Annotated in this window: 17 protein-coding genes; 12 read left to right on the forward strand and 5 right to left on the reverse strand. The window is 68.0% G+C overall.

Annotated elements, in window-relative coordinates; translation table 11 throughout:
• Positions 1-16 precede the first annotated feature (16 nt).
• The 7 genes from ON759_RS02295 to ON759_RS02325 all read left to right on the forward strand — a co-directional run bounded on the left by ON759_RS02295 (position 17) and on the right by ON759_RS02325 (position 5,803).
• Positions 17-1,024 (forward strand): 5'-nucleotidase, encoded by a 1,008-nt coding sequence (locus ON759_RS02295; RefSeq protein WP_271678725.1) that lies wholly within the window; start codon positions 17-19, stop codon positions 1,022-1,024.
• A 94-nt stretch (positions 1,025-1,118) separates the two neighbouring features.
• Positions 1,119-2,783: a GmrSD restriction endonuclease domain-containing protein gene (locus ON759_RS02300; protein ID WP_271678726.1), complete on the forward strand. Its 1,665-nt coding sequence runs from the start codon at positions 1,119-1,121 to the stop codon at positions 2,781-2,783.
• 31 nt (positions 2,784-2,814) lie between these two features.
• Entirely contained in the window at positions 2,815-3,687 is an 873-nt protein-coding gene (locus ON759_RS02305; RefSeq protein WP_271678727.1) for a restriction endonuclease, read from the forward strand.
• A 34-nt stretch (positions 3,688-3,721) separates the two neighbouring features.
• On the forward strand, positions 3,722-4,000 hold the full coding sequence (locus ON759_RS02310; RefSeq protein WP_271678728.1) for a hypothetical protein: 279 nt from the start codon (positions 3,722-3,724) through the stop codon (positions 3,998-4,000).
• Positions 4,001-4,038: 38 nt separating this feature from the next.
• Complete coding sequence (locus tag ON759_RS02315; RefSeq protein ID WP_271678729.1) at positions 4,039-4,203, forward strand: hypothetical protein; 165 nt, start codon at positions 4,039-4,041, stop codon at positions 4,201-4,203.
• Positions 4,204-4,619: 416 nt separating this feature from the next.
• Positions 4,620-5,123, forward strand: a complete 504-nt coding sequence (locus ON759_RS02320) for a hypothetical protein (protein WP_271678730.1) — start codon at positions 4,620-4,622, stop codon at positions 5,121-5,123.
• Between the two features lie 188 nt (positions 5,124-5,311).
• The gene (locus ON759_RS02325; protein WP_271678731.1) at positions 5,312-5,803 is read left to right on the forward strand and encodes a LuxR family transcriptional regulator; all 492 of its coding nucleotides are present in this window, start codon (positions 5,312-5,314) and stop codon (positions 5,801-5,803) included.
• A 15-nt stretch (positions 5,804-5,818) separates the two neighbouring features.
• Here the strand turns inward: ON759_RS02325 and acnA are convergent, their stop codons facing one another.
• The gene (acnA, locus tag ON759_RS02330; protein ID WP_425608425.1) at positions 5,819-8,719 is read right to left on the reverse strand and encodes an aconitate hydratase AcnA; all 2,901 of its coding nucleotides are present in this window, start codon (positions 8,717-8,719) and stop codon (positions 5,819-5,821) included.
• On the opposite strand from acnA, the gene ON759_RS02335 reads away from it, so the two are divergent.
• The 3 genes from ON759_RS02335 to ON759_RS02345 are packed head-to-tail and all read left to right on the forward strand — an operon-like array spanning position 8,718 to position 11,938.
• The gene (locus ON759_RS02335; RefSeq protein ID WP_271678733.1) at positions 8,718-8,912 is read left to right on the forward strand and encodes an AbrB/MazE/SpoVT family DNA-binding domain-containing protein; all 195 of its coding nucleotides are present in this window, start codon (positions 8,718-8,720) and stop codon (positions 8,910-8,912) included. The two genes, acnA and ON759_RS02335, sit on opposite strands and share 2 nt — an antisense overlap.
• A gap of 4 nt (positions 8,913-8,916) precedes the next feature.
• Positions 8,917-9,315 (forward strand): type II toxin-antitoxin system VapC family toxin, encoded by a 399-nt coding sequence (locus ON759_RS02340; RefSeq protein ID WP_271678734.1) that lies wholly within the window; start codon positions 8,917-8,919, stop codon positions 9,313-9,315.
• 31 nt (positions 9,316-9,346) lie between these two features.
• Entirely contained in the window at positions 9,347-11,938 is a 2,592-nt protein-coding gene (locus tag ON759_RS02345) for a bifunctional aconitate hydratase 2/2-methylisocitrate dehydratase (RefSeq protein ID WP_271678735.1), read from the forward strand.
• A gap of 69 nt (positions 11,939-12,007) precedes the next feature.
• Here the strand turns inward: ON759_RS02345 and ON759_RS02350 are convergent, their stop codons facing one another.
• From ON759_RS02350 to ON759_RS02365, 4 genes are read right to left on the reverse strand one after another with little or no spacing between them, the layout of a single operon-like run.
• On the reverse strand, positions 12,008-12,616 hold the full coding sequence (locus tag ON759_RS02350) for a lysogenization protein HflD (protein WP_271678736.1): 609 nt from the start codon (positions 12,614-12,616) through the stop codon (positions 12,008-12,010).
• Entirely contained in the window at positions 12,613-13,740 is a 1,128-nt protein-coding gene (gene mnmA, locus ON759_RS02355) for a tRNA 2-thiouridine(34) synthase MnmA (protein WP_271678737.1), read from the reverse strand. Before mnmA ends, ON759_RS02350 begins: the two co-directional genes overlap by 4 nt.
• On the reverse strand, positions 13,737-14,216 hold the full coding sequence (locus ON759_RS02360; protein ID WP_271678738.1) for an NUDIX hydrolase: 480 nt from the start codon (positions 14,214-14,216) through the stop codon (positions 13,737-13,739). The genes mnmA and ON759_RS02360 overlap by 4 nt, the downstream gene beginning before the upstream one ends.
• 39 nt (positions 14,217-14,255) lie before the next feature.
• Positions 14,256-14,738 (reverse strand): hypothetical protein, encoded by a 483-nt coding sequence (locus tag ON759_RS02365; protein WP_271678739.1) that lies wholly within the window; start codon positions 14,736-14,738, stop codon positions 14,256-14,258.
• A gap of 90 nt (positions 14,739-14,828) precedes the next feature.
• On the opposite strand from ON759_RS02365, the gene clpS reads away from it, so the two are divergent.
• Together clpS and clpA are read left to right on the forward strand one after the other, a co-directional pair.
• A complete protein-coding gene (clpS, locus tag ON759_RS02370) occupies positions 14,829-15,158 on the forward strand; it encodes an ATP-dependent Clp protease adapter ClpS (RefSeq protein WP_271678740.1) in 330 nt (109 codons plus the stop codon).
• Between the two features lie 72 nt (positions 15,159-15,230).
• Positions 15,231-17,510 carry an ATP-dependent Clp protease ATP-binding subunit ClpA gene (gene clpA, locus ON759_RS02375; protein WP_271678741.1) on the forward strand — a complete coding sequence of 760 codons (2,280 nt, stop codon included), beginning with the start codon at positions 15,231-15,233 and terminating at the stop codon, positions 17,508-17,510.
• Positions 17,511-17,602 lie beyond the last annotated feature (92 nt).

Here is a 17,602-nt window from a genome sequence, read left to right on the forward strand (position 1 = left end):
AGAGGCCAAGACATATATGGCACTAGACCTATCAGACACTCTTGTGATTGGCATCTCCGCGACCGCGTTGTTCGATCTCAAAGAGGCCGACTCCGTTTTCCGCAAGAACTTTGCTGACGATCCCGACACGGCAGTGGCTGAGTATCGGCAGTACATGCTTGAAAGGGAGGACGAGCCGCTGGAGGACGGAACGGGGATGCCGCTGGTTCGCGCACTCCTCGGACTGAATAAACACCGCAAGGAAGGGGAGTCGCCGCTCGTCGAAGTGGTGGTGATGTCGCGCAACAGCCCTGAAACTGGCGTGCGGGTCTTCAACAACATCCGGGCTCGTGGTCTATCGGTTTCCCGTCACGCCTTCACTGGCGGGGAGTCGGTCGTCGACTACCTTGAGGCCTACGATGTGGACCTGTTTCTTACAACCAATATCGGCGATGCGCAGAAGGTCATCGACGGACGCGGCTGCGCTGCCGCCGTCGTAAAAGCGCCTCCCAGCGAAGGTGTGAAGCTCAGGGAAGATCAGGTTCGCATCGCATTCGACGGCGACGCGGTTCTCTTCGATGACTTCAGCGAGATTGTCTACAAGACCGAGGGGATGGCGGCCTTCCACAGTGCGGAGAACGAGAGGCAGGACGACCCGATGGGCGAAGGGCCATACGCAACCCTTCTGAGGAAGCTTTCCCGGCTGCAGGATCGCCTCCCGTTTAGCGTCGAATTCTCTCCCGTTCGCATTGCAATCGTGACGGCGCGGAATGCGCCCGCAGAGATGCGCGTGATCAAAACGCTCCGGCATTGGGGAATTTACGTGAACGAAATCTTTTTTCTGGGTGGGGTGGATAAGACCAAAATTCTTCGCGCGTTCAGGCCGCACATTTTCTTCGACGATCAGGATCTCCACTTAGATCCTGCGGCAAAGCATGTTCCTTCAGGCAGAGTGCCCTATCACTCTGCGTCACCGCTAAACCTCCCGAATCTGGTTTCAGCGGCCGCGACTCCAGCCGTCGAGTCGGGGAATTCTCCCGACTGAGCCTTAGATATCGAATCTTGCGACTTCCCAACAGCGACTCGAAGAATCCCCTGGAACGCACATGGCACGCGCTGAGGCAACCGTAGAAGAATTGGTGTCGATGATCGAGCGCGGCCGGCTTCGGCTGCCGGAAATGCAACGGCGCTACGTCTGGCGCTCGCCCCGCGTGCGCGACCTGCTGGATTCCCTCTATCGGGGCTATCCCTCCGGCGCGATCCTCTTGTGGGAGACCACCGAGCATGTCCCTCTGCAGGACATGGCCGTCTCGCAACAGGCCAACCCCTACCAATCCACCCAGTTGCTGCTGGATGGGCAGCAGCGCCTGACCTCGCTATCGGCCGTGATTCGGGGCGAGCCGGTCAAAGTGCTTGGCCGCCAGCGCCCAATCGACATCCTGTTCAATCTGGAACACCCGGACGAGCTGTCCATCGTCACCGAAGTGGACGAGAACGCCGACGAGGAAGCGGGGGACGCCGAGGACTCCAGCGCCGACGAGCTGATGCAACGGCTCAACAAGATGGCATTCGTTGTGTCCACGCGGAAGTTGGAGGCGCTCCCGCAATGGGTTCGGGTGTCGGAGGTCTTCAAGACCGACAGTGACCGCGAGTTTCTCCGTAAGGCCGGCGTCACCAGCCTGGACGACCCACGCGCGGAAAGGTACGCACAGCGCCTTGCCCGCCTACGCAACGTGCGGCGCTACGTGTACCGCATGGACGTGCTGGAAAGCGGGATGAGCTACAACGAAGTGACCGAGATCTTCGTGCGTGTGAACTCCCTGGGCGCAAAGCTTCGGAGCTCCGATCTGGCACTTGCCCAGATCACCGCCAAGTGGCGCAACTCGCTTGCCGAATTCATGGCGTTCCAGCAGGAATGCGCAGGACAAGGATTCGAGCTGGAGATGGGCATCCATCTCAAGAACCTAATGGCCTTTGCCACTGCGCAATCCCGCTTCCTGCGCGTGGGCAGCATCGATCTGATCACCCTCCAGCAGGCTTGGAAGGAAGCGAGAGAGGGCATGCACTTTGCCCTGAATTTCGTCCGGAGCAACCTTGGCATCAGTAGCCCGGCGCTGCTCTCTTCTCCGTTCCTGCTGATCGTGCTTGGCTACTTCGGCCATGTGCGCGGCTACGCACTCACGCCGAATGAAGCCGCGCAGCTCCGCTATTGGGCATTGCTCGCGAATGCGAAGGGACGGTTCTCCCGCGGTTCCAGCGAAACAATCCTCGACCAGGACTTGGCGACACTCAAGAACAAGGGTGGTGCCACGGAGTTGATCGATCGCCTTCGCCTTCAGTTCGGTCGGCTGGATATCGCGCCGGAAGAATTGGAAGGACGCAATAGCCGGAGCGCGTTGTTCAAGACCATGTTCCTGGCCTTCCACCAAGCTGGCGCCAAGGATTGGCGGTCGCACCTGCGGATCGCACTGGACCACCACGGCTCACAGCATCAATTGCAGTTCCATCACATCTTCCCGAAGGCCGTCCTGCGTGCCGCCGGCTACAGCAGCCGCGATGCCGACGACATCGCCAACTTGTCGTTCATTTCCGGCAAGACCAACCGGCAGATCAGCGACAAGACGCCGGCGGAGTATTTCCCTGCCTACCTCGACAGCGCCGGCGAGTCTGCGATGGACGCGCAATGCATCCCGACGACCGGCGATTTGCTTGGGACTCACGCATACCCAGAATTCCTCAGGGTGCGACGTCGGCAGATCGCAGACCGCTTGAACGCATACATCGGCGCGTTGCCTGCGGCCTGAGCGGCCGCACCCACACACCAACACCAGCCCCATGAAAGGACTCAAGAATGTCCGCCACCGCCGCAGCGATGCGCTGACCCAGGTCGGCTGGGATCGCCTGGAATCGATGCTGGCTGCCTACTACGCCGGCCAGGGTTACCGGGTGGAGCACTGCGGCACCGGCGCCAGTCGCGCCCGGTTCGACGGCGGCATCGACCTGAAGCTGCGCAAGGACGAAGCGTATGTGCTGGTGCAGTGCAAGCACTGGAACGCCAAGCAGGTACCGCACAACGAGGTGCACCAGCTGATCGGCCTGATGGTCACCGAGCGCGCGACCGGGGCGGTCCTGGTCACCAGCGGCGAGTTCACCCGCGCGGCCATCGAGGCGGCGGCCAAGCAGCCGCAACTGCAGTTGGTGGATGGCGACGACCTGCGGACGTTGCTCGGGCCGTTGCCGGAGGTATCGCCGCCGCCGGCGCGCTTGCCGGAGGTGTCGGCGCCGATCCGCCACGTTGCCACCCATGTCGGCGAACGCCTGCTGTCCGCCGCCGAGGACCGCATCCGCCATGGCGCGGGTGGCCGCGGGCGGGCAGGGCGTCGCGGCGGCGGGGTGGTGGCGCAGGCCATCGGCACCGGGGTGGGGATCATCCTGGCGAAGGTGGTGTTCGTGCTGATCGGCTTTTTGCTGCTGCTGGCCGCGATCCAGTTTGCGAGTTCGCGCCTGCGCGATGCGGCGCATCGGCCGGCCAGCCCGCAATCCGTGGGCGTGGTCACGGTCGGCAGCCCGAGGCCGATGCCATCGACACAGGCCACCACGACGGCTGCGCCGGTGGGCCGCGAGCCAACACCCGAGGAAATCCGCGAATCGCAGCGGCGGGCCGACGAGGCGATCCGGGTGATCGAACACGGTACGCCGGAGATGTGAGCCAAGGGGACGCATCGCCACGGAAAAGCACACCATGACCACCCCGCCACCCGACATCGACGCGATCATCGAGCACCTGGCCCGCCACCGGCAGCGCGCGACCTACGGTGCGCTGGCTGGCCTGGTCGGCGGCGTGGCCCGGTCGGTGATGGGGCGACACCCGCGCACGCCGCGCAATTCCTGGGTGGTCAGCGCCGCGACCGGTGAGCCGACGGGCTACGCGGATCACGAGAAAGATCCCGCCTTGCGCACTAATCCGCGCGTGATCGCCACGGCGGATGACTTGCGGCGGTGGCTGCGAGGGAAGGGATAAGCTTCATGCTCTCGCCGGTGATGATCTAGATTGCCCGCATGATCCGCTTCCTCTTCAAGCCCAAAGCCACCGGCTCGAGCGCGTTTTCGGAGTTCATCCGCAACGCCTCGTCGCAGGAGAAGAAGCGCGTGTATGGCGAAGTCCTCCGCAAGGCAACCGAGCGCCAGAACCGCCTCATCCGCAAAGCGACTGCCGCTAAGTAGCGCGAGTGGGGCCGGGTGACTCCGGCGCGGTAACCCATTTCGGTCCAGCGGCCTTGCTAAACGTGCAGGTTGTTGGCGCGCGCGCCTGCGCACGCTCTGCCGGCGTGTAGGACAGGATTCGGTTGTTTGCGCGCCATGCGTCGCGCTGCTTCCGCGCGTGGTCTCAGCCTCTGAGACGTCGACAAGCGCGCATGAGGATGTTCCACGAGAACGCAGTGCAAGTGACCGTCTCCCGGAAAACGCGACGCCATGCGGGCTGCAAAGGCCTAGCATCCGTGGAACATCGTGCGCAAGCTGCATCGGTCACATTTCAGCGTTGACACTGCATTTTTAGGGACCTACGGTGAATACGCCGACACCACTACATCTTGTTGTCGGTATGACGTTCATCCCCTAAACAGCGAGGTAACTCCGCAATGGCACTCGATCGAATCACCCTGACCCTGCCCACCGCCAAGCTGACCGCCATCGACAACGCGCTGGTCGCCCTGGAAACCGCCCTGACCGAATTGGTCGCCCTGGAACCGGAGGACCGCAAGCGCCTGCCGAAGATGGGCGACAAGTCCGAGGCGTTCTGCCGCCAGACCCTGACGGTGATGGCCCAGAACCCGCAGATCGTGAACCCCAGCCTGGGCCTGCCGGCCGCGCAGGCGGATCTGGCGGCACTGGACGTGTTGCGGCCCCGCCGCCAGCGCATGCAGGCCTTGCTGGAACGCATGCAGGACACGGAAACCCTGCTGGGCAGCGACGTGATGGCCGCGGCACTGGAGGCCTACGGACTGCTGAAGGTCTCCGGCAAGAGCCAGGGCCTGAGCGCGTTGCGCGCGGGCTTGTCCGCCCGCTTCAACAAGGGCAAGTCCAGCGTGAAGCGGCTGCGCGCCGCCAATGACGCGGACGGCGGTAGCGGCAAGGTCGCCTGATCCCGGGCTGCGCCGTCAGGGGAGCGGCGACACCAGGGGGTGCGTGACAGTGATCGGGCCCTGCGGGGCCCGATTTCTTTGGGGACGAACATCTCTTTAGCGTGACCAATCGCCCGCCGCATCGACAGCGCGCGCGGCATGCGCTTCACTCGCTGGCAGACGCGAACAGGCGAGGAACGGCAATGCGGATGAGCAGATGGATCGGCGCGGTGGCGTTGTGGGCGATGGCGGGCAGCGCGTGGTCGGGCGAGCCGGTGGCCTCGCCGCTGCATGGCACCTGGGCAGTCGATATCGCGCGCCTGCCGATGCCGCCCGAGGCGCGCCCGCGCAGCGTGCAGATCCGCTTCGCACCGGCGCCGGACGGGCGCCTGTCCACCCTGGTCGAGGTGGTCGGTCCCGATGGCATGCGGATGTCCGCGGCCAGCACCAGCGGACTGGATGGTGTGCCGGTGGCGGTGCAGGGCAACCTGGAGGCGGACACCGCCTCCACCACGATGCCGCGCCCCGACGTGCTGGTGATGCAGCTCTCGCGCGCCGGGGTGCCGGGTTCCACTCGCATCTACACGCTGGATGCCTCCGGCGACACCATGACCGAAACCGGGGCCAACTACTGCGACGACGGCCGGCCGGTCACGCGGATCAACCACTTCGCGCGGGTGGTCCCGCGCGCCTCGGACTGAAGCGACGCCCGCGTCCTACGCGGGCTTGCCGGCGAGCTGGCGCAGCACATACTGCAACAGGCCGCCGTGGCGCATGTACGCCACTTCCTTCGGCGTGAGCAGCAGGACATCGACCTCGAACGTGCACGTGCTGCCATCCGCGCGGGTGGCGGTGACGGTCGCGGTCTTGGCCTCGCCATCGGCCAGGCCAGAGATGGCGTAGGTCTCGCGGCCGTCCAAGCCCAGCGCGGCCGCGCCCTGGCCCTCGCGGAAGCGCAAGGGCAGCACGCCCATGCCCACCAGGTTTGCGCGGTGGATGCGCTCGAAGCTCTCCGCGATCACCGCCTTCACCCCAAGCAGCAGGGTGCCCTTGGCCGCCCAGTCGCGGCTGGAGCCGGTGCCGTATTCCTTGCCGGCGATCACCACCAGCGGCGTGCCGTCGGCCTGGTAGCGCATCGCGGCGTCGTAGATCGCCAGCTTTTCCGGCGGCTCGCTGCCGAGGTACAGGGTGTTGCCGCCTTCCTCGCCGTCCAGCATCCGGTTCTTGATGCGGATGTTGGCGAAGGTGCCGCGGACCATGACGTCGTCGTTGCCGCGGCGGCTGCCGTAGCTGTTGAAGTCGGCCGGCTGCACGCCCCGTGCCTGCAGGTAGCGTCCGGCCGGCGAGTCGGCCTTGATGTTGCCCGCGGGGCTGATGTGGTCGGTGGTGATGGAATCGCCGAACAGGCCCAGCACGCGCGCGCCGGAAATATCGTCGATGCGGCCCACGGCCATGGTCATGCCGGCGAAGTAGGGCGGGTGCTTGATGTAGGTCGAGGCGGCATCCCAGGCGTAGGCCTGCCCGCCGGGCGCGGCCATCGCGGCCCAGCGGCTGTCGCCGGCGAACACGTCGGCATAGGCCTGCGCGAACAGGGTCGGGCCGACGGTGGCGGCGATCGCGTCGCCGATCTCCTTGCTGCTCGGCCAGATGTCGCGCAGGTACACCGGGCTGCCGTCGGGCGCCTGGCCCAGCGGGTCGCGGGTGAGGTCGATGTCGACCGTGCCGGCGATGGCGTAGGCCACCACCAGCGGCGGCGAGGCGAGGTAATTGGCCTTCACCTCGGGATGCACGCGGCCCTCGAAGTTGCGGTTGCCGGACAGCACCGAGGCCACCACCAGGTCGTTCTCGGCGATGCCGGCGCTGACTTCGTCGGGCAGCGGCCCGGAATTACCGATGCAGGTCGTGCAGCCGTAGCCGACCACGTAGAAGCCCAGCGCCTCAAGGTCGTCGAGCACGCCGGCATCGCGCAGGTAGTCGGTGACCACGCGCGAGCCCGGCCCCAGCGAAGTCTTGACCCACGGCGCTGCCTTGAGGCCCTTGGCCACTGCGTTGCGCGCCAGCAGGCCGGCACCGAGCATCACCGCCGGGTTGGAAGTGTTGGTGCAGGAGGTGATCGCGGCGATCACCACCGAGCCGTCGGTGAGTTCGGCATCGACGTCGCGGATGCGGATGCGCGACACCGGCCGCGCTGCGAGGTGCTCGGCCTGCGGCTGCGCGCCGCCTTCGGCCTTGAGCTCCTCCACTGCCGCGTGGGTGCGCGGCTTGCGGTGCGCGGCCAGGGTGCCGAGCGCCTGCAGGAAGTTGTGCTGCACGTCCTCCAGCAACACCCGGTCCTGCGGGCGCTTGGGGCCGGCCAGCGACGGCCGCACGCTGCCCATGTCCAGGTGCAGGGTGCTGCTGTAGGCGGCGACCGGGCTGCCCGGTACGTGCCACAGGCCCTGCGCCTTGGCATACGCCTCGACCAGCGCGATCTGCGCCTCGCTGCGCCCGGACAGGCGCAGGTAGGCCAGCGATTCCGCGTCGATCGGGAAGATGCCGCAGGTCGCGCCGTATTCCGGCGCCATGTTGCCGATGGTCGCGCGGTCGGCCAGCGGCAGGTGCTGCAGGCCGTCGCCGAAGAACTCCACGAACTTGCCGACCACGCCGTGCTGGCGCAGCAGCTGGGTCACGGTCAGCACCAGGTCGGTGGCGGTGCTGCCCTCGGGCAGCTTGCCGGTCAGCTCGAAGCCGACCACCTGCGGGATCAGCATCGAACTGGGCTGGCCCAGCATCGCCGCCTCGGCCTCGATCCCGCCCACGCCCCAGCCCAGCACGCCGATGCCGTTGATCATCGTGGTGTGGCTGTCGGTGCCGAACACGGTGTCGGGGAAGGCCCAGCGCTCGCCGTCGACCTCACGATCGACCACCACCCGCGCCAGGTGCTCCAGGTTCACCTGGTGGACGATGCCGGTGTTCGGCGGGACCACCTTGAAGTTGTCGAAGGCCTGCTGGCCCCAGCGCAGGAAGGCGTAGCGCTCGGCGTTGCGCTGGAATTCGATGCGGCCGTTGAGGTCCAGTGCGTCGGGCCGTCCGAACACGTCCACCTGCACCGAATGGTCGATCACCAGTTCCGACGGGATCTGCGGGTTGATCTGCCCGGGCTCCCCGCCCAGGGCGACCACCGCATCGCGCATCGCCGCGAGGTCGACCACGCAGGGCACGCCGGTGAAGTCCTGCAGCACCACCCGCGCCGGCATGAAGGCGATCTCGGTGGCGGGCTCGGCGGCCGGGTCCCAGGTCGCGACCGCGCGGATGTGCTCGGGGCCGACGGTGATGCCGCCGTCCTCGTGGCGCAGCAGGTTCTCCAGCAGGATCTTCAGCGAGTAGGGCAGGCGGGCGATGTCGAACTGCCGGCCCAGCTTGGCCAGGCTCGCATAGGTGTAGGTGTTGCCGTCGACGTGCAGCTGGTCGCGGGTGGAGAAGCTGTCGGCCATGAGGGGCTCCGCGGCGGGGGAGCGCCCGAGTGTACGCCCGGGCCGGTGTCGGCTTCGTGGCGGGTGCGGCATCGGCCGTGTGCGGTACGCGCCCGAAAGTATGTATAATCCATGCATACTTTTTCGTGCGTGGAGGTGCCGCATGGAAGCCACCGTGGCGGAACGCGGGCAGATCACCCTGCCCAAGGCCGTGCGCGACGCGCTGGGCCTGACCAAGGGCAGCGTGCTCAAGGTCGAGCTGGACGGCAGCCGCATCGTGCTGAGCAAGCACGTGGACGACGCGATCTCGCGGGTGCGCGGCAAGTTCGCGCTCGACGCCGGCGACGGCAAGGCCTGAGTCCATGATCGCCGTCGACGCCCCCGTGCTGGTCGAGCTGCTGGTGGACGGCCCGCGCGCCGACGCCGCCGAGACCTGCCTGCGCCAGGCACTGGCAGGTGGCCGGGTGGTGGTCTGCGATGCCGCGCTGGCCGCGGTCTCGGCCACCCTGCGCAACGGTGCCGACGCGCTGGCCGCGCTGGAGGAGATGGGCGTGCACTACAGCCCGGTCGAGTCCAAGTCCGCCCTGCGCGCCGGCGAGATGCAGCGCCGCCAGCGCCAGCGCGCCGGCGACCCGCGCGCGATCGCCGACTTCCTGGTCGGTGCCCACGCGCTGCTGCAGTGCGATGCCCTGATCACCTTCGACGCGGCCTTCCACCGCGACTACTTCAAGGGCCTGAAGCTGATCCAGCCCAAGGCCTGACCCCCGACTTCCGCTTCCCCAGGAGACGCCCATGCTTGCCGCCTATCGCCAACACGCCGCCGAGCGCGCCGCCCTCGGCATCCCGCCGCTGCCGCTGACCGCGCAGCAGACCGCCGACGTCATCGAACTGCTGAAGGCCCCGCCGGCAGGCGAGGAGGGCTTCCTGCTCGACCTGCTGGTGCAACGCGTGCCGGCCGGCGTGGACGATGCCGCCAAGGTCAAGGCCAGCTACCTGGCCGCACTGGCGTTCGGCAGCGAGGTCAACCCGCTGATTTCGCGCGCGCGCGCCACCGAACTGCTGGGCACCATGCTCGGCGGCTACAACGTCGCGCCGCTGGTGCAGCTGCTGGACGACGCCGAGGTCGGCGCGGTCGCCGCCGACGCGCTCAAGCACACCCTGCTGGTGTTCGATGCCTTCCACGACGTGGAAGAGAAGGCCAAGGCCGGCAATCCCAACGCCAAGGCGGTGCTGCAGAGCTGGGCCGACGCCGAATGGTTCACCAGCAAGCCGGAGGTGCCGGCCTCGCTGACCATCACCGTGTTCAAGGTGCCGGGCGAGACCAATACCGACGACCTGTCGCCGGCGCCGGACGCGACCACCCGCCCGGACATCCCGCTGCACGCGCTGGCGATGCTCAAGAACAAGCGCCCGGACGCGCCCTTCGTGCCCGAGGAAGACGGCAAGCGCGGCCCGATCGCCGAGATCCTGTCGCTGAAGGACAAGGGCCACCTGGTCGCCTACGTCGGCGACGTGGTCGGCACCGGCTCCAGCCGCAAGTCGGCGACCAACAGCGTGCTGTGGTTCACCGGCGAGGACATCCCCTACATCCCGAACAAGCGCTTCGGCGGCGTGTGCCTGGGCAGCAAGATCGCGCCGATCTTCTACAACACGATGGAGGATGCCGGCGCGCTGCCGATCGAGCTCGATGTGTCGAAGATGGAACACGGCGACGTCGTCGAGCTGCGTCCGTACGAGGGCAAGGCGCTCAAGGGCGGCGAGGTGATCGCCGAGTTCCAAGTCAAGTCCGACGTGCTGTTCGACGAGGTGCGCGCCGGTGGCCGCATCCCGCTGATCGTGGGCCGCGGCCTGACCGGCAAGGCGCGCGAGGCACTGGGCCTGCCGGCCTCGACCCTGTTCCGCCTGCCGCAGCAGCCCGCCGACACCGGCAAGGGCTACACCCTGGCGCAGAAGATGGTCGGCCGCGCCTGCGGCTTGCCTGAAGGGCAGGGCGTGCGCCCGGGCACCTACTGCGAGCCGAAGATGACCTCGGTGGGCAGCCAGGACACCACCGGCCCGATGACCCGCGACGAGCTGAAGGACCTCGCCTGCCTCGGCTTCAGCGCCGACCTGGTGATGCAGAGCTTCTGCCACACCGCGGCCTACCCGAAGCCGGTGGACGTCAAGACCCACCACACGCTGCCGGAGTTCATCTCCACCCGCGGCGGCATCTCGCTGCGCCCGGGCGACGGCATCATCCACAGCTGGCTCAACCGCATGCTGCTGCCCGACACCGTGGGCACCGGTGGCGACTCGCACACGCGCTTCCCGATCGGCATCTCGTTCCCGGCCGGCTCGGGCCTGGTCGCGTTCGCCGCGGCCACCGGGGTGATGCCGCTGGATATGCCGGAATCCGTGCTGGTCCGCTTCAAGGGCCGCATGCAGCCGGGCGTGACCCTGCGCGACCTGGTCCACGCGATCCCGCTCTACGCGATCAAGCAGGGCCTGCTCACGGTGGAGAAGAAGGGCAAGAAGAACATCTTCTCCGGCCGCATCCTGGAGATCGAGGGCCTGCCGGAGCTGAAGATCGAGCAGGCCTTCGAGCTGGCCGATGCCTCCGCCGAGCGTTCCGCCGCCGGCTGCACCGTGCGCCTGGATCAGGCGCCGATCGTCGAGTACCTCAAGAGCAACATCACCCTGCTCAAGTGGATGATCGCCAACGGCTACCAGGACGCGCGCTCGCTGGCCCGCCGCATCGCCAAGATGGAGGCCTGGCTGGCCAACCCGCAGCTGCTGCAGCCCGACGCCGACGCCGAGTACGCCGCGGTGATCGAGATCGACCTCGACCAGATCGTCGAGCCGATCGTGTGCTGCCCGAACGACCCGGACGATGCCAAGACCCTGTCCGACGTCGCCGGCGCGAAGATCGACGAGGTGTTCATCGGCTCGTGCATGACCAACATCGGCCACTTCCGTGCCGCCGCCAAGCTGCTGGAAGGCAAGCGCGACATCCCCACGCGCCTGTGGATCGCGCCGCCGACCAAGATGGATGCCGCCGAGCTGACCAACGAAGGTCATTACGGCACCTTCGGCACCGCCGGCGCGCGCATGGAGATGCCCGGCTGCTCGCTGTGCATGGGCAACCAGGCGCAGATCCGCGAGGGCAGCACCGCGATGTCCACCTCGACCCGCAACTTCCCGAACCGCCTGGGCCGCAACACCGATGTCTACCTGGGCTCGGCGGAACTGGCGGCGATCTGCTCGCGCCTGGGTCGCATCCCGACCCGCGAGGAGTACATGGCGGACATCGGCGTGATCAACGAGAAGGGCGCCGAGATCTACCGCTACATGAACTTCGACCAGATCGAGGCGTACAAGCAGGTGGCGGATACCGTCGCCGCCTGAGCCTTGCGGCATCGGTCGACGAAACGCCCGGCAGTGCCGGGCGTTTTTGTTGGTGCGAACACGCAGCGCCTAGCGCATCAGCTGGTCGATCGCCGCGGCCATGTCGCGGCGGCGGAACAGGAAGTCCCACAGGCTGCCGCCCATCTGCCGCCACAGCACGGCGGCGCGCAACGCCGCCAGCAGCAGGGCGCGGATCTCCGCGACCACGCCGGCCTGGCCGAGGTAGTGCGGGTTACCCTGGACCATCACCCGCGGGCGCAGGTGGCTGATGGTGTCGGCATACAGGCTGGCGAGGCCGGCCACCACGTCATGGTGCGGGCTGCCGAGTCGCTCCACCGGCCCCCGCAGGGCGCGCAGGCCGGTGCGCACGCGCTCGGTCATCGCCCCATCGGCGACGAAGCGGCGCTCCAGTTGCATCACCGCCATCGCCAGCTTGCCGAGGGCCTCGTCCTTGTTGGTCCCGGCCAGGTAGTCGCGCAGCAGGCGCAGGCCCGGCCGCACCGCGTCCACGCCGCCGACGGCAGCGGCGGTGTCGGCCGCATCGAGGCGGAACACGCTGTCCAGCGCGACCTGCAGCGTGGCGGTGTCGGACTGCCCGGTCTCGGCGATCCGCCGCACCTGCGAGAGCGCCACCAGCAAGGCGCCGAGGGCGAGGACGCGGTCGTCGAACGGGGTCATGCGGCAGGGCTCCAGGCGTGGTCGGGGGCGATGGCGGGGGCGTCGGTCGCGGCGATCACCGCTCCGCCGAGGCAGGCATCGGCATCGTAGAGGACGACCGATTGACCGGGCGTGACCGCACGCTGCGGGCGGGCGAACCGCACCTGCAGGCTGCCGTCGTCGCGCACCTCGACCTCGCAGGCCTCCTCGGCCTGGCGGTAGCGGGTCTGCGCGGTGCAGGCGAAGCGGGCGGCCGGGGGCGCGCCGGCGATCCAGTGCGCGGCCTCGCTGTGCAGGGTGGTGGATTGCAGCCAGGGGCTCTCATGGCCCTGGTCGACGTAGAGCAGGTTGCGCGCGAGGTCCTTGCCGACCACGAACCATGGCGCCTGCGGGCGCCCGCGCACGCCGCCGATGTGCAGGCCTTCGCGCTGGCCGAGGGTGAAATAGAACACGCCCGGATGGGTGCCGACGCTGGTGCCGTCGGGCGTGCGCATCTCGCCGGGCCGGGCCGGCAGGTACTGGGCGAGGAAGCTGCGGAAATCGCGCTCGCCGATGAAGCAGATGCCGGTGGAATCCTTCTTGGCGGCGGTGGGCAGCCCGGCCGCGGCGGCGATCCGGCGCACCTCGCCCTTGTCGAGCTCGCCCAGCGGGAAGCGCGTGGCGGCCAGTTGCGCCTGCCCGAGCTGGTGCAGGAAATAGCTCTGGTCCTTGCCGCGGTCGCGGGCGCGCAGCAACCGATGGCGGCCGTCGATGCAGTCGATCCGCGCGTAGTGCCCGGTGGCGATGGCTTCGGCCCCGAGCTCGCGGGCGGCACCCAGGAAATGCTTGAACTTGATCTCGCGGTTGCACAGCACGTCGGGGTTGGGGGTGCGCCCGGCGGCGTATTCGTCGATGAAGTGGCGGAACACGCCGTCCCAGTACTCGCGCGAGAAGTCGCGGAAGCGGATCGGCAGGCCCAGCCGACCGCACACCGCCACCGCATCGCGGCGGTCGTCCTCGGCCCGGCAGTCGCCCGCGGCATCGTCCTCGGCCCAGTTCTGCATGAACAGGCCGATGACCTCGGCGCCGGCATCGCGCAGGAGCAGGGCGGCGACCGAGGAATCGACGCCGCCCGACATGCCGACGACGATGCGCGGCCCGCTCATGCGAGGTGCCGGACCAGGTCCAGCGGATGCCGGCTGCCGCCGAGGTAGTCGGCGACCGCGCGCCAGACCAGCGGGCTGCGATGCCGCGATGCCATCCCGCGCAGCGCCTCCGGGGCCAGCCACAGGGCGCGCACGATGCCCTCGTCGAGGCGGGCATCCGGCAGCTCCCGCACCGGCTCGGCGGCGAAGGCAAAACGCAGGTAGTGGCGACCGCCGCTGCCATCCGCCTGCAGCGGTGCCTTCCACTGGTAGGCACCGACGAACGCGGTCAGGCGCACCTCCCAGCCGGTTTCCTCGCGGGTTTCGCGCAGGGCGGCGTCGAGCAGGCTCTCGTCCGGCTCCAGGTGCCCGGCCGGCTGGTTCAGCACCAGCGCGCCGTTGGCGCGTTCCTCGACCATCAGCAGCTGGCCGTCGCGCACCACGATGGTGGCGACGGTCACGTCGGGCTGCCAGAAGCGGCCTTCGCGGTAGCTCATGCGCGCGCCACCGGCGCCGGGCCGAACTGCCGCCGCGGATCAGAGGTCGTCACGGGCACCCGAGAGTTCCAGTTCCATGTCGTCGGCGGTCTGCGCCGCGATGTCCATGGCCGATTCCAGTTCGGCCGCCGACGCGCTGTCCGGCAGCTTGATCACGAACAGCAGGACGTCGCCGTCGGTCTCCCAGCTGCCCAGCTTGTTCGTGCGGCTCTCGGCCAGCAGTTCCAGCGCCTTGGCGCCGTTCACGCCGTCCTTCTCCAGCCGCGCCGCCGGCGAGAACACCTCGCGGATACTGAAGCCGCCCACGGTCTCGGTGCCGCCGGACACGAACACCAGCTGGGTGCGGCCTTCCTTCTCGTAGCTGTAGGTGACCTTGTAGTCGCCGTCGTCGTCCACGGTGTGCTTGATGCCGCGGGCATCCAGGCGGGCCTTGACCGAGGCATCGGAGGCCAGCGCCGAGGCCGGACCCACGAGCAGGGCGAGGGCGATGAGAGCGGCGAAAGGTGTCGGCGGCGCGTGCATGGCGAATCCCCGGGGCGAAGCCCGGATTCTCGCGCCAACGCAGGGGCGCGTCCATGCCGCATCCACGCCCGGCTCCCTATAATCCGCGCCATGCCGACCCCGACCGACAAGCCCCAGCACGACCACGAGCACGGCGTCGTCGTGGCTCCGGCGCGCCCGGACACCGCACGGCCGCCGCTGTATTCGGTGCTCCTGCTGAACGACGACTACACCCCGATGGACTTCGTGGTCGACGTCCTGATGCGTTTCTTCCCACTGGACCTGGAGCGGGCCACGCAGGTCATGCTCCACGTCCACACCCGCGGCCGCGGCGTCTGCGGGGTGTTCACCCGCGAGATCGCCGAATCCAAGGTCGCGCAGGTGAACGAATACGCGCGGATGAACCAGCACCCGCTGCTGTGCACGATGGAACGCGCCTGATCCGCATCCGGCACTTGCCCCGGGGCCGTAGGCACCCTACATAGAGGGTCAGCGTTCCGGAGGACAGCCCCCATGTTCAGCAAGGACCTCGAGCACAGCATCGGCCAGTGCTACAAGCGCGCCCGCGAGGCGCGCCACGAGTTCATGACCGTCGAGCACCTGATGCTCGCGCTGCTCGACAATCCCTCGGCCGAGTCCGTGCTCAAGGCGGTCGGCGCCGATTTCCCGCGCCTGCGCCAGGAGCTGGAGGAGGCCATCGAGGTCTCGGTCAACAAGCTCGCCGAAGACGATGGCCGCGACACCCAGCCGACGCTGGGCTTCCAGCGGGTGTTGCAGCGCGCGGTCTACCACGTGCAGTCCTCCGGCAAGAAGGAAGTGACCGGCGCCAACGTGCTGGTCGCCATCTTCGGCGAGAAGGATTCCCACGCGGTGTACTTCCTCAACCAGCAGGACGTGCACCGGCTCGACGTCGTCAACTACATCTCGCACGGCATCGCCCGCGCCGAGGACGAGCCGTCCTCGCAGCCGCAGGAAGGCGAAGGCAAGGCCGAGGGCGGCGAAGGCGAGTCGAAATCCGACCCGCTGGCCGAGTTCGCCAGCAACCTCAACGAGTTGGCCGCGGCCGGCAAGATCGACCCGCTGGTCGGGCGCGCGGAGGAAGTCGAGCGCACCATCCAGGTCCTGTGCCGCCGGCGCAAGAACAACCCGCTCTACGTCGGTGAGGCCGGCGTGGGCAAGACCGCGCTCGCCGAAGGCCTGGCCAAGCGCATCGTCGAGGGCGACGTGCCCGAGGTCTTGACCGAGGCGGTGATCTACTCGCTCGACCTTGGCGCGCTGGTGGCGGGCACCAAGTACCGCGGCGATTTCGAGAAGCGCCTGAAGGGCGTGCTGGCGGCGCTGAAGAAGCTGCCGCACGCGATCCTGTTCATCGACGAGATCCACACGATCATCGGTGCCGGTTCCGCCAGCGGCGGGACCATGGACGCCTCCAACCTGATCAAGCCGATGCTGGCCAGCGGCGAGCTGCGCTGCATCGGTTCGACCACCTTCCAGGAATACCGCGGGATCTTCGAGAAGGATCGCGCGCTGGCCCGGCGCTTCCAGAAGATCGACATCGTCGAGCCGACCGTGGGCGAGGCGATCGAGATCCTGCAGGGCCTCAAGCCGAAGTACGAATCCCACCACGGCGTCAGCTATGCCGACGAGGCGATCAAGGCGGCCGTGGACCTGTCGGTCAAGCACATCGGCGACCGCCTGCTGCCCGACAAGGCGATCGACGTGATCGACGAGGCCGGCGCGCGCCAGCGCCTGCTGCCGCCGGAAACCCGCAAGCACCTGATCGACGTGGAGGAGATCGAGACCATCGTCGCCAAGATGGCGCGGATCCCGGCCAAGCAGGTCAGCGCCTCCGACAAGGACGTGCTGCAGCACCTCGAGCGCAACCTGAAGATGGTGATCTTCGGCCAGGACGAGGCGATCGGCAGCCTGACCTCGGCGATCAAGCTGGCGCGCAGCGGCCTGGGCAACCCGGACAAGCCCATCGGCAATTTCTTGTTCGCCGGCCCCACCGGCGTGGGCAAGACCGAGGTGACCAAGCAGCTGGCGATGCAGTTGGGTATCGAACTGGTCCGCTTCGACATGTCCGAGTACATGGAGCCGCATTCGGTGAGTCGCCTGATCGGCGCCCCCCCGGGCTACGTCGGCTTCGACCAGGGCGGCCTGCTCACCGAAAAGATCGTGAAGACGCCGCACTGCGTGCTGCTGCTCGACGAAATCGAGAAGGCGCATCCGGACATCTTCAACATCCTGCTGCAGGTGATGGACCGCGGGGTGCTGACCGATACCAACGGGCGCGAGGCCAATTTCCGCAACGTGGTGCTGGTCATGACCACCAACGCGGGTGCCGCGCAGGCCGCGCGGCGCAGCATCGGCTTCACCCGGCAGGACCACAGCACCGACGCGATGGAAGTGATCCGCCGCGGCTTCACCCCGGAGTTCCGCAACCGCCTGGATGCGATCGTGCAGTTCCAGCCGCTGGGCTTCGACCACATCCTGCGCGTGGTGGACAAGTTCCTGATCGAGCTGGAAGTGCAGCTGCACGAGAAGCAGGTGGCGCTGTCGGCCACCCCGTCGGCGCGCGAATGGCTGGGCCAGCACGGTTTCGACCCGCTGATGGGCGCGCGTCCGATGGCGCGGCTGATCCAGGACAAGGTGAAGCGCCCGCTTGCGGACGAGCTGCTGTTCGGCAAGCTGGTGGACGGCGGGCGGGTGTCGCTGGATGCCCGCGACGGCGAGCTGGTCCTCGACGTGCAGCGCGAGCCGGAGAAGCTGCTGCCGGCGGTGGTGGAGTAGCCAGACGCTTCCCGCCGGATCGACGGGGGACTGGGCCATGGCGCGGCATCAAGGAGGAGGCGTCGGGCAGGCGCCCGACGCCGGGGGACAGC

It is taken from the genome of Thermomonas mangrovi (assembly GCF_028201335.1).
GTDB lineage: Bacteria > Pseudomonadota > Gammaproteobacteria > Xanthomonadales > Xanthomonadaceae > Thermomonas > Thermomonas mangrovi.